Origin of the sequence: Lysinibacillus halotolerans (genome assembly GCF_003711845.1) — a bacterium.
GTDB lineage: Bacteria > Bacillota > Bacilli > Bacillales_A > Planococcaceae > Ureibacillus > Ureibacillus halotolerans.
Genome location: NZ_RHLQ01000006.1, coordinates 21274 through 33840 on the forward strand (window position 1 = coordinate 21274; position 12567 = coordinate 33840).

Sequence of the window (12567 nt, forward strand, 5' to 3'; positions counted from 1 at the left end):
AAAACTACTCTAAGAACATCATATCACTGTTGGAAATTTTTTTCTGAATGAAAGGAATATAAAATACAAAATTTTGACTAAATATATCCATAAGGGATAAAATCAGTAAGATAGAGAAAGGAGAATTCCTTATGAAACAACATTTAATCGTATTAGATTTAGACGGAACGTTATTAACCGACAAACAACAAATTTCTGAAAAAACAAAAGCAACTTTAATGAAAGCAAAAGAAGCAGGTCATCAAGTGATGATTGCGACTGGACGTCCATTTAGAGCAAGCCAATTGTATTATAATGAGTTAATGTTAAATACACCGATTGTAAACTTTAATGGTGCTCTCATCCATCATCCGAAAAATAATGCATGGAAAACTGTTCACTCACCTATCGATCTGAATGTCGTATATGATGTCGTTGACTCCGTTGATAAGTATCAATATGAAAATTTAATAGCGGAAGTAATGGACGACGTGTTTATTCATGTAGAGGACAAAACGATGATGGATATTTTCAAAATGGGCGATCCTCGCGTCACAATTGGAAATTTAAGAGGAAACTTAAATGAAGACCCAACGAGTTTACTAATCCACGCAGAAGAAGTAAATGTACCAGGTATTCGAGATCATTTAGAAAGCGTCCATGCAGAACTTATTGAACATCGCCGATGGGGGGCACCTTTCCATATAGTTGAAATCGTCCGAAAAGGTTTAAATAAAGCGGTAGGCATATCCCTCGTCGCAAAGGATTTGAATATTCCCCGCGAAAGAATCATTGCCTTCGGTGACGAAGATAACGATCTAGAAATGATCGACTATGCAGGAATCGGTGTTGCAATGTCCAACGGAATAGATGATTTAAAAAATATCGCCAATGAAATTACATTAAGTAATAATGAAGATGGGATTGCCAAAGTCCTAATAGAAAGACTAAAATTGTAAGTATAGATATCGGTGGAAATCCTTTTTATTTCCTCTTTATCCTCAACATGAGAATGACTGAAAAATACCATTCATCATTCAAGGAGGTAGATTTATGAAAATTTTTGCAGATAGTGGCTGTGATTTACCAAAGCAATTTTTCACAGAGGAAGACGTCGAATTATTTGCATTACGAGTTGATTTAAATCATACAGAGTACAATGACATCATAGATATTGATCCTAAAACGGTATATGATGCGATGAGACAGGGAGTTACGCCAAAAACGTCTCAAGTGTCACCTGAAGTATTTTTAAATGAATTTGAAAAACTCGCGAAAAATGATGAAGAAGGGCTTTATATTGCCTTTTCATCCAACTTATCGGGTACATATAGCACCGCGGTCATGATTGCTGCACAGGTACGCGAAAATTATCCAAATTTCAAATTGAAAATTATCGATTCGAAATGTGCTTCTCTAGGCTGTGGCTTACTTGTAAAAGAAGCTGTTAAGTTGCGTAAGGAAGGTTTATCTTTAGATGAAATGACGTCTCGGATTGCCCATTTAGCTGAACATATGACCCACCTTTTCACAGTGGAAAATTTAGATTATTTAGCAGCTGGAGGAAGACTTTCCAAATCCAGCGCCTTTATCGGTGGCCTATTAAGTATAAAACCGATTTTACATGTAGAAGATGGGAAATTGATTCCCCTTGAGAAAATTCGGGGTCGTAAAAAGGCGATTAATCGTATGATCGATTTAATGGTTGAACGAGGTGGCGACTTCTCGAATAAAATCGTCGGAATAAGCCATGGCGATGATTTAGAGTTTGCTCAAGAAATACAAGCATTAATCGAAGAAAAGTTAAAACCAAAAGCATTTGAGATGACAATGGTTGGAGCTGTTATTGGCGCCCATTCTGGACCTGGCACAATTGCTATTTTCTTTACAGATAAAGACTATTCATAACGGAAAAGTTGTTCCTATGGGACAACTTTTTTCTATTTTCCAAATTAAAAGGATGAATCAAAGAGTGGAACTCTTCGATTCATCCTTTCATTTATCATTAGTTAGAAGCAACTGGTTCTTCAGCAGTTAATTCGATTTCATGTAAATGATCTTTGTATTCATTTCCATATTCGATACTGAAGTTTTTCACACGCTTATTAACTGGGAAAATTTCATATCGGAATTGCATTGGAATAGTTGTTGCTACTTCCTCGATATGTTGTTGGAATTTTTTAAATTCCTGTGCACGGTAGTTTGTATCGAACGCCTTTGGTGAGTCAATATTTTTAACTGCTGTTTCTAACTCTTCAGAAGTATAACGACTGTAGTTAAATTGGTCCGCTTTGCCGTATAGTCCTGCTGGAGATGGGTTTGTACCTGTTCCCCAAGCACCCATGAACATATCAATTTCCGGATCATCTGCTTCAACTTTATCGTAGAATGAGTTGAACTCAATTAGACGACCAGTTGATAAAGTTACATTTAATCCAACATCTTTCCAGTTTTGAAGGTAGAATGCGATAATTTCTTCTTGTGTAGCATCCCCTGACATTGCAGCTAATTTAATTTCTAATTTTTCACCGTTTTTATCTTCACGGATTCCATCATTATCTACATCTTTATATCCAGCTTCATCTAATAGTGCTTTCGCTTTTTCTGGATCATAAGTGTATCCTTCTAAAGAATCGTCATAGAATGCTTTAAATACTGGTGGAATTAAAGAATTTGCACGTTCACGAAGGTTATTATAGAACACTTCCGAAACTTGTTCGATATCTAAAGCATAGCCCATTGCTTGGCGTAATTTGACATCACCCATTTTTGAACCTTCTAAATCTGTTACAACTGTATTGTTTTCAAAGTCGTATTTACCTACTTTAAATCCTAAATAAGAATAGTAAAGCTCTTGGCGACCTAACACTGTAATATTGTCGTAGTTTTCAATTTCTGGCATTTTTGTTGCGTTAAAGCTTTGAATAACATCATATTCTCCAGATTTGATTGCAACTGAAATAGAGCTGCTCGGAACTACTTCAACTACAACACCATCAAGTTTTGGTACACCTTTCCAGTAATGCTCGTTTCGAGAGTATTGCACCGATTCACCAGGTACAATTTTGTCAATTTTGAATGCACCTAACGTTACAGGATTTTTACGAACTGCATCAGACTCTACTAATTCTGCAACTGGAATATCTTTAATTTGGTGACTTGGTGCTGCATAGGACCATAAACCATCACCAGAATAATAAATGGCAGGCGATAATTGTTTAAAGCTAATTTCTAGAGTATGATCATCGATTTTCTTAAGACCTGAAATCGTATCAGCTTTTCCAGCATTATACTCTTCCGCACCAACAATATTTTGGAATTGAGTATCATAACGAACTCCAGTGTAATCTGGGTGTCCGATAATTAAATATGGTAAAATGACATCCTCAATCGTAAATGGTTCACCATCAGACCATTTCACACCTTCACGAATTTTCACTGTTACTTTATTATTATCTTGGTCTACATCTATTGTAGCAAGACCTGTATCTGTAATCATAAAGTTTTCATCTGTTTCAAAAATGACATTTGTAGCCCAGTCCATAAGATATGAATCATAAGCGTCTTCATAAAGTTCCCAGTTAAAAATCCCTTGGAAAGGCTCATCTTTCACCATGGCAACACGAAGCGTTCCACCTTCAATCGCTTCTTCCTCATTTTCTACTGCAAGTGTAAATAACTCATCAGGATTTTTTGCATCTTTCTCCGTACCTGTATCTTCCGTACCTTTTGTGTCTTCAGCTGGCTTATCATCTCCGCCATTACAAGCAGTTAAAACTAGTAAGACAGAAAATAATAGCGCCAATAACGACCACTTTGTTTTTTTCATTCCTTTTCCTCCCTTTTCTTTTTGTACCTGTTTAAAATTTATATATAGTCAAACATATTTACTTTTAAATTGTAAATATGGCGGTACCAAAATGATTTCTAAAAAGTTTTAATACAACAAATTTTCAGTTATTTTAAAACGCAATTTTTTTGCTTAACCTAAACGCTGACGAGCATCGGCTGATCTTCGAAGCGCCTGTCCGACGTAATTGATACCGAGCATCATGATTAAGATGAATAGTGATGCCGGTAACCAAACCCACCAATATTGTTGTAATACGAGCGGGTTGTTTGCATTACTAACGAGTGTTCCGAGGGATGGAGTTGACATTGGTAATCCGAATCCTAAATAAGATAAGCCAGTTTCAATTCCTACATTTCCTGCAAAGTTTAACGTAAGTTCTACGATAATAATCGAGCTTAAATTCGGTAACAACTCTCGTACAATGATGACAAAGTCATTTGTTCCAAGGGTTTTCGATGCTTGTATATAGTCCCGTTTACTTTCAGACAATGCTTTGGAGCGAATAAGCCGTGCCGTTCCTGTCCATAAAAATAAACTCATAATTAATACAAAAGCCATAACACTATACTTCGGAACAACTGTTACAAAAACGATAATTAACATTAAAGATGGAACAGTAATGAAGAAGTCAATAATACGCATGAACATATTATCAATCCATCCGCCAAAGTATCCACAAACTAATCCAACAACTACACCAAATATACCCGTAATAATCGTAATAGAAATTGCTATGAGAAGAGAATTTTTCGCACCGACAATAATTTGACCGATAATATCTTTACCGCCTTCATCGGCTCCTAATAAAAACTTATCGCCAGGTTCTGCAAATTTATCCCTTAAACTTACACGCATTAATTGCTCTTGGTCGATAAAGAAGAAAGCCCATATAAAGACTCCTACTATAACAACGATTAATCCAACTAATGAAAATAAAGCCAATTTATCTTTCATAAATTCTCTAAATACTACTTGAATGCCAGTAGGAGGAGAATTTACATAAGTTTTATTTTTTTTATATTTTTTCTTTGCCATTTTGGATCCTCCTTAACTTTTTAGTGTCACCTATTCAATCCTAATGCGAGGGTCAACAATACTCATAATAATATCGGATAAGAGACTACCTAAAAGGGCTAAGAAGCCAAATAACATAACGAGTGCTGTTATTACACTATAATCTCTAGATGAAATTGAACTTACAAACAATTGTCCCATTCCAGGATAACCAAAGATTGTTTCAATAAAAATTGAACCTCCAAGTAACCCTGTAATAGTAAATCCTAAAAATGCTGCAATAGGTAATAAAGAGTTACGGAAAATATGTTTAGAATACACTTTTCTCATCGGAATACCTTTACTCCGGGCAGTTCGAACGAAGTCCATTGCTTTTGCATCGATAATTTCTGAACGTAAATATTGAATAATCCCCGTCGTACCTAAAATCGCATAAGTAATTGATGGTAATATAATATGATAGAATTTGTCCCAATAATAACTTAACGTACCTGGCTCATGTTCAATATTTACACTGCCGTTCGTCGGGAACCAATGTAATTGGTAACCAAAAATAAATAGAAATACGAGAGATAAAACAAATGTCGGAATGGCATATGTAACAAAGCTATAAAATACAATTGATTTATCTAAAAACGAATTTTGATATCTACCCGCTAATATACCTAAAGGAATGGCAATTAAATAAAGTATAATCACACTTAATAATGACAGCCAAAACGTATTTAACGCACGCTCACCAATTAAAGCAGCAACGTCCCTTTTATACGTATAACTAAGTCCTAAATCGCCTTGGATTGCGTTGCCAACCCATCGAATATATTGTATATGCCAAGGATCGTTCAACCCTGCTTTTTCTTGTAGTTCCTCAATTCGGGCAGGATCTGTTTGTGGTGTAATCAGTCCTGTAAAAGGATCCCCAGGCATAAACTTCGCCAAAATAAATATAATAACACTCAGAACAAATAACTGTGGAATCATTATTAAAAATCGTCTGACAATCGTTTTCCACATAACTACATGTCCCCCTTCACCTGTGAAGTAGCTGCCACAAAGTGGGTGCTTGATACAGGTACTAAATCAAATACCCGTTCATTTTCATCAAAGTAATTTTTATGTTCTACTTGATAATGTTGTTCGACTTTTATTCTTTCTCGCTTCCGTTGTTCCCTTCCTACCGGAGTCACTTCTGGAATAGCAGAAAGTAATCGTTTTGTATATATATGTTGCGGGTTATTGTATATATCACTTTTTGTCCCCGATTCAACAAAGCGACCTTTATACATAATCGAAATATGATCACACATATGTTTTACAACGCCTAAATCGTGGGAAATAAATAAATAACTAATACCGAACTCATTTTGAATATCTTTCATGAAATTAAGCACTTGGGCTTGGACAGATAAGTCTAATGCAGATACAGGTTCATCTGCAATGATTAATTTTGGATTTGTTGCAATAGCCCGAGCAATTCCTAAACGTTGTTTTTGACCTCCAGAGAATTCATGGGGGTATTTAAACTTTGCATCTTCAGGCATCCCCACTATATCTAATAGTTCACTTATTTTTCTTTCCTCTTCTTGCGGAGATAGCTTTAAAAAATTGCGAATCGGTTCGGCAATAATGTCTTTTACCCGTTTTCGAGGGTTCAAACTAGAATGGGCATCTTGGAAAATCATTTGAACATCACGACTAAAGGCAGATTTTCGACTTCTGCGTTTATTTGTAACATTTTCACCTTCATAAATAATGGATCCGCCTGAAATTTTTTCTAGCCCAATAATTGCCTTACCTGTAGTCGATTTTCCACATCCTGATTCACCAACTAATCCATAGGCTTTTCCTCTTTCAAATTCCATCGTTATTCCATCAACTGCGTGAACTTGATCAATCACCCGGTTAAAAAATCCTCCGCGAATAGGATAGTGGACTTTTAAATCATTTATTTGCATGAAGCTCATATGTCCCGCCCCCTTTATCCGTTTTAAAGTGAAACTCTTTCCAACATGTACAACGTACAAAATGACCAGGTGAAATTTCATGAAGTGCTGGATTTTCCTCGTGAGCTTCTTCCGGAATCCAAGGAATTCGTTGAGAAAATCTACAACCAGTTCGAGGTAAGTTCATTAATGATGGAACAATACCTTCGATGACATTTAAACGTTCTGACTCAGAATTCATCTGAGGAATGGAATTAAATAGCGAACGAGTATAGGGATGTTTCGGATTTGTAAACAACTCATTTACTGGAGCCTCTTCAATAATTTCTCCCGCATACATGACGGCAACTCGATCTGCTACCTCTGCTACAACACCTAAGTCATGGGTAATTAGAATTATTCCCGCCTCAGTTTCAGCTTGTAAATCAATTAATAAATCTAAAATTTGAGCTTGAATTGTTACGTCCAACGCTGTTGTAGGTTCATCCGCAATAATAATTTGCGGTTTACACGAAATAGCAATGGCAATAATAACCCTTTGTCTCATCCCACCCGATAATTGGTGTGGGAATTGTCTAGCTACCCTTTCAGGATTTTTAATTCCAACTTGACTCAATAATTCTAGTACTCTCGCTTGTCTTTGTTCAGCTGTTAAATTAGTATGATAAATTAAGCCCTCTTCAATTTGTTCCCCAATGCGCATTAACGGATTTAATGCTGAAAGAGGATCTTGGAAAATCATACTAATTTGAAGACCTCTAATGTCATTCATCTCTTCCTCAGAAAGAGCAGCCAGATTTTTTTGTTCAAATAAAATTTCTCCTTGAACACGTGTTTTGTTTTGATCATAAAGTCCAATAATGGAAGTTGCAAGGGTACTTTTCCCACACCCTGATTCACCAACGATTGCAAGAATTTCGTTTTTCTTTAATGTAAGGGAAACTCCATCTACTGCATCATAAAATGTATCTTTAATTCGAAAACCGGTATGTAAGTCTTTAATTGTTAATAATTCATCTGTTTTCAAATTAACGCTCCTTTCTAGCAATCATGTTCGCTTTTATTAATTTGAAGATTACAAATATTCTTGTTACACAATCTTTTCCGAAAACTATTAATCTTTTAACAATTTATGTATTGTTGCAATAAATTATATATTTGTGTAATAAATGAAGTCAACAAATTTCGAATTTATTTTTCAGAAATAACTAAATATTTAAAATGTACCTTACATTTTATGAATAAAATACTTCTCTTAGACATCCCAATATTATGCTGTCCATAAGAAAAAGACGTCCCATCGGTACAAACTACCGTTGAGACGTCAATTTTTTTAATTTTGATTTGCTCTTCTACGTTTACCTCGTTTAATTAAAGCGATAATAAAGCCAATAAATAGTAGATAAACTAATCCTAACGCTATTAAGTAAGAAACGTTAATACCTTTTTCCTCTGTAACTTGATAAATTTCTACAATTTCACGATCTAATACGATAGGGAAATTTCCTTCGTCATTTACACGTATTGTATCACTATCTAACATAGCACGAAGTTCCTTATTCTCACCGATTTCATCAGCAGAAATATCAACCTTTGTTGTTTTTCCCGTGTTATTAATGACTATAATCCATCTTTCTTCATCAGAATAACGTTCAAATACTAAGAAACCATTTTCATTTTTAATTAGTTTAAATTCCCCATTACGTAACGTTTCAGACTGATTACGTAATGTTTGAACGTCTCCTATAAATTCCACCATATCCTCATCTGTCCGGAAATTATATAGCTGATGCGCATTCGGACCTGCCTCCCCGTTCATAATAATTTCTGTCCCATATTGCATTACTGGTACGCCTGGTAGTAAAAGCGTTGCAGCAATGGCAAGTCTTACTCTTGTTGGAGGATAGGCTTCGGCAGATAACGTAAAACGATCTGTTAATAAGGAATCAATCATCAATTGGGCAGGAGCTTGTTTTCCTTCAACAAATGGAGTTACATTAGTTAACAATGCCGCTGAATTCTGATCCACGTTTTTGTATGCATTGCGAAATGCGTCGTTTGTTTCTTCAAAGTATTTCGCATCAAAATTAGCGTCGCTATCTTCATTTGAAATGACATAAATATCGTTATTTACTGATTTAATGGCTTCAATCATTTCATTTAAAAATGGAGTGCTAGCCGTATCTAAATTCGTTAATCGTACGCCATCTACGTTATATGTAGTAATAAATTCAACTACTGAATTAATAAGCGCTTGCTGAACTTCTTCGTTATTTAAATCCCAACGAACTTTCCCGTTGGCAGTATCGACAATCCAATCTGCTTTTTCAGGATCTTGTGCCCATTCATGATTTTCACTAACATTCGATAAAGGGAAATCAATCATGATTTTTACATGATCATCATGAAAAGTGTCAATTAAGTTTGTCAGTTCTTCTGGCGTTCCAAACTGCGGCTCAATTTGACTATAGCTTGTGACCATTGAACCGTCATACGTTTCAGTTGTAAACACAGAACCGATTGAAGCGATTGTGAAACCCATTTTGGTGATCAAGGATCGTTTTTCAAGTAAACCTTTAAAGTCACCACCAGCAAATTGGGACGGATCTTCCGCATTGGCATTGTAATCGTTCTCTAATGTTCCATTTAATATTCGATCAACTAACAAATCATATATACTTTCATCTTCTATTGATTTTGTCTCTTCTGCTTTCGCTACAGAAGAAGTTGTCAATGAAGCAATTAATAAAAGTGACGCCGCTACGCCACTAATCCACTTTTTAAATTTCAACATAATCCCTCTCCTTCAAACCATACCAACGCCATTTTACCAAAAAAAAAAGATGAACTGCCATCTTTTAAAAGGAAAATAACAAATCCTACTATGAAATAAGACAAAACAGTGAACAACTGTAATTCTGAAAGATTTCTCTTTTAATCTGTCCAAAAGGAAATGATTTTATTGTTATTTTCTATTATATTATTCAGATTTAATTGGCGGATGAAATAAAAAAATCGTAAAGCACACATGCACTTTACGATTTTTCTATTATGCTAAGAAATTTTCACCCATTGGTAATTTGAAGCCCATAAATAATACTGCAAATAAGAAAATAGCGAATAAAACCCAAAATAGAGTAGTTGGTTTATTTTTAGCTTGACGTACTAATACCATTTCCATCATACCAATGACTAAAATACCTAAAAGGAATTTAATGCCATATTGCATTCCCATATTGTAATCCATTCCTTCGATAAATAAAGCTCCACCTGTAATAATGACTAAAATATAGAATAGACGTAATGCCATGTGAATTCCTTTAGACTTAGATGCTAAAGCTGCTACAAAAAATAATACTAATGCTATTACCCAAGTTGCAATGTGTAAATGCGTTGAGCTTGTTAAAAAGTCCATTTTATTCCCACCTTAATTTTCATTGTCAGCATTATCCTACCATAGTTAAGTTTGGAGATTCAAATATAATAGTTCTGTAGAGCTTTACAATACAAAAATAGTTTAGGTTTCATAGAGAATACTTTCAAACAAGTCATTGTTTACATCATTTGTTAAGCAAAACGATTGGAAAGAGTGCCTATTCCTTCAATCGAAATTTTCACTTCATCTCCTGCTTTTAAAAATGTTGGTGGGTTCATTCCCTTGCCGACACCTGCAGGAGTACCTGTTAAAATAATATCTCCAGGCTCCAATGTAATATGTTGAGATAAAATAGATACTAACTCCTCTACTGTAAACATCATATCTTTTGTTGAACCATTTTGGCGTACTTCACCATTTACTTTTGTTACGATTGTCAATTTTTGAGGATCTACAATTTCATCCTTCGATACAATATAAGGACCTAGTGGACAAGAAGCCTCTAAACTTTTCCCTAAAAAATATTGTTTATGTTTATCTTGTAAATCACGAGCTGTTATATCATTTGCAATCGTATAGCCAAAAATATAATCAAAGGCAAGATTTTTCGGAATATCCTTTCCTTTTTTGCCTATAACTACTGCTAACTCACCTTCGTAATCTAAGGAATTCGTTTTACCTTCATGAATCGGTAATACTTGTTCATCAGCTGCTATGGAAGTTGGTGATTTTGTAAATACGACTAAATCTTCCGGTGCTTGCTGTAAGCCCATTTCCTTTGCATGATCATTATAGTTTTTACCAATACAAATAATATTTTTTGGCGTTCTAGGTATTGGAGAAAGCCATTCTATTTCAGTAAATGGACGCTTAAATTGTTCCACTTGTTCAGATTTACTTGCAGCGTCAACTAATTTGCGAATTTGTTCAACAAAGTCAAAGCCTAATGCAATCCCATCAATAATTTCTGTTGGAAAAGAAGGGAGGATATTCAGCTCTTTTTGAATGGCTAGTACATCCCATACCGCTTCCTCTTTTTTTACTTTTGGACCGAATTTTACTTCTCCATTTAAATTAAACGATAAAATCTTCATAAATAAAGGCGCTCCTTCTTTTATCCTTTGTTGATATACATTCAACTTGAGTAATTCTCAAAATCTATTAATTGAATGTATATTTTATTCCATCATACATCAAATTTTTCGAAATTGCTCATTTTTCCGACAATGTTGTTTTATAAATTAATTTTTTTACGAGCCATTCTAATGGTCCTTGTTTAAATTTAATAAACCAAAGCTCAGCAAATATAACTTGAACAATAAAAATACCAATCGCAATTAATGTACCCGTCTGGACATCAATTTCACCATACAAACTAAAACCAAAATGATAGAACAATAATGTGCAAATAATAGATTGCATAATATATAAAGAAAGGGACATTCGCCCAGCCCTCGCTAATGGTGCGAGTATTTTAACGATAAACGGAATCATACATAAACAAATCATAATTCCAATATAACCAACGGAAAGGATAGGTCCCCCTACGTACACTTTTAAATAATCAAGTAAATAAGTGCGAGTAAAGGTATATGGAGCACTTTTTATCAATATACCGAGTACGAGAAATACGATGGCTAAAGTAATCCAAAGACCCTTTAGCTCTTTTGCCCTTTCAATTAAACGCCATTTGGCAGCTGCAGCTCCTATAAGCATATATGGCAGGATAGTCGTTAAAGCTGATATCCACATACTCACCCCCATCTGAAGGGATAAATCTTTTAAACGTTGGAAAAAGGCATCCAGCCAATTCCCCACTCCATAAGCGGTAATGGCATCGTTAATCATTACAATATCGACTGCCGGTGCTTCTACTTCCATATTGCTCATTCCTGTTAGCGCAAAAATAGCAATGAAAAATAAATGCATGAACCCATTAATAATTAACCCAAACGTTAATAACCATCCACCGCTAAAGCGTAAAAATAGCAATAGGAAAAATCCGCAAAAGGCATACATCGTTAATATGTCGCCCCACCAAATGAAAAAGGCGTGGAGTAATCCAATAATAAGTAATATAATTAGCCTCTTTGGTCCAAATTGATAAAAGTTACTTCCAATGGTTTCTGCTTTCATAAATTGCATCGCTAACCCATATCCGAAAAGCATAGAGAAAAGGGGATAAAAACTACTTTGCACATAAATATCCAAAGTTTGATGCCAAATAATATCGGGCGCCTCTGTAAACCAACTGCCTAAATCAATATGGGGCATAGGTAAATAAAAGGCAAACATATTTACCAGTAAAATACCAAGTAAACTAAATCCGCGTAAAATATCAATCGAATGAACTCTTTCATTCAAAGTAGTCGGTTGAAAATTCACAATAGGTTCTCCTTTTC

11 protein-coding genes are annotated in these 12567 nt (G+C 35.0%); 2 read left to right on the forward strand and 9 right to left on the reverse strand.

Translation table 11 applies throughout. From position 1 onward, the window contains the following. Nucleotides 1–131 precede the first annotated feature (131 nt). Entirely contained in the window at nucleotides 132–938 is an 807-nt protein-coding gene (locus EC501_RS04055; RefSeq protein ID WP_122971018.1) for a Cof-type HAD-IIB family hydrolase, read from the forward strand. Nucleotides 939–1032: 94 nt separating this feature from the next. Next, nucleotides 1033–1887: a DegV family protein gene (locus EC501_RS04060; RefSeq protein WP_122971019.1), complete on the forward strand. Its 855-nt coding sequence runs from the start codon at nucleotides 1033–1035 to the stop codon at nucleotides 1885–1887. Nucleotides 1888–1984: 97 nt separating this feature from the next. On the opposite strand, the gene EC501_RS04065 is transcribed toward EC501_RS04060, so the two are convergent. The 9 genes from EC501_RS04065 to EC501_RS04105 all read right to left on the reverse strand — a co-directional run bounded on the left by EC501_RS04065 (nucleotide 1985) and on the right by EC501_RS04105 (nucleotide 12550). Next, nucleotides 1985–3808 carry an oligopeptide ABC transporter substrate-binding protein gene (locus tag EC501_RS04065; RefSeq protein ID WP_122971020.1) on the reverse strand — a complete coding sequence of 608 codons (1824 nt, stop codon included), beginning with the start codon at nucleotides 3806–3808 and terminating at the stop codon, nucleotides 1985–1987. Nucleotides 3809–3961: 153 nt separating this feature from the next. Next, entirely contained in the window at nucleotides 3962–4867 is a 906-nt protein-coding gene (locus EC501_RS04070; RefSeq protein ID WP_122971021.1) for an ABC transporter permease, read from the reverse strand. A 30-nt stretch (nucleotides 4868–4897) separates the two neighbouring features. Further along, entirely contained in the window at nucleotides 4898–5860 is a 963-nt protein-coding gene (gene opp4B, locus EC501_RS04075) for an oligopeptide ABC transporter permease (protein ID WP_122971022.1), read from the reverse strand. 2 nt (nucleotides 5861–5862) lie between these two features. After that, nucleotides 5863–6810 (reverse strand): ATP-binding cassette domain-containing protein, encoded by a 948-nt coding sequence (locus EC501_RS04080; RefSeq protein ID WP_122971023.1) that lies wholly within the window; start codon nucleotides 6808–6810, stop codon nucleotides 5863–5865. Next, a complete protein-coding gene (locus EC501_RS04085; RefSeq protein WP_122971024.1) occupies nucleotides 6788–7816 on the reverse strand; it encodes an ABC transporter ATP-binding protein in 1029 nt (342 codons plus the stop codon). Before EC501_RS04085 ends, EC501_RS04080 begins: the two co-directional genes overlap by 23 nt. Nucleotides 7817–8122: 306 nt before the next feature. Beyond that, nucleotides 8123–9583, reverse strand: coding sequence for an alpha-amylase family glycosyl hydrolase (locus EC501_RS04090; RefSeq protein WP_122971025.1), 1461 nt, complete (start codon nucleotides 9581–9583; stop codon nucleotides 8123–8125). Between the two features lie 255 nt (nucleotides 9584–9838). Beyond that, a complete protein-coding gene (locus EC501_RS04095) occupies nucleotides 9839–10204 on the reverse strand; it encodes a YisL family protein (protein WP_122971026.1) in 366 nt (121 codons plus the stop codon). A 152-nt stretch (nucleotides 10205–10356) separates the two neighbouring features. Then, a complete protein-coding gene (locus EC501_RS04100; RefSeq protein ID WP_122971027.1) occupies nucleotides 10357–11259 on the reverse strand; it encodes a fumarylacetoacetate hydrolase family protein in 903 nt (300 codons plus the stop codon). A gap of 118 nt (nucleotides 11260–11377) precedes the next feature. Continuing rightward, a complete protein-coding gene (locus EC501_RS04105) occupies nucleotides 11378–12550 on the reverse strand; it encodes a DUF418 domain-containing protein (protein ID WP_122971028.1) in 1173 nt (390 codons plus the stop codon). Nucleotides 12551–12567: the final 17 nt, after the last annotated feature.

Excerpts from the sequence above, each read along its gene's own strand:
- EC501_RS04055 (WP_122971018.1), top strand. The coding sequence starts at position 132 with ATGAAACAACATTTAATCGTATTAGATTTAGACGGAACGTTATTAACC.
- EC501_RS04065 (WP_122971020.1), bottom strand. The coding sequence starts at position 3,808 with ATGAAAAAAACAAAGTGGTCGTTATTGGCGCTATTATTTTCTGTCTTA.
- EC501_RS04080 (WP_122971023.1), bottom strand. The coding sequence starts at position 6,810 with ATGAGCTTCATGCAAATAAATGATTTAAAAGTCCACTATCCTATTCGC.
- EC501_RS04070 (WP_122971021.1), bottom strand. The coding sequence starts at position 4,867 with ATGGCAAAGAAAAAATATAAAAAAAATAAAACTTATGTAAATTCTCCT.
- EC501_RS04095 (WP_122971026.1), bottom strand. The coding sequence starts at position 10,204 with ATGGACTTTTTAACAAGCTCAACGCATTTACACATTGCAACTTGGGTA.
- EC501_RS04090 (WP_122971025.1), bottom strand. The coding sequence starts at position 9,583 with ATGTTGAAATTTAAAAAGTGGATTAGTGGCGTAGCGGCGTCACTTTTA.
- EC501_RS04100 (WP_122971027.1), bottom strand. The coding sequence starts at position 11,259 with ATGAAGATTTTATCGTTTAATTTAAATGGAGAAGTAAAATTCGGTCCA.
- opp4B (WP_122971022.1), bottom strand. The coding sequence starts at position 5,860 with ATGTGGAAAACGATTGTCAGACGATTTTTAATAATGATTCCACAGTTA.
- EC501_RS04060 (WP_122971019.1), top strand. The coding sequence starts at position 1,033 with ATGAAAATTTTTGCAGATAGTGGCTGTGATTTACCAAAGCAATTTTTC.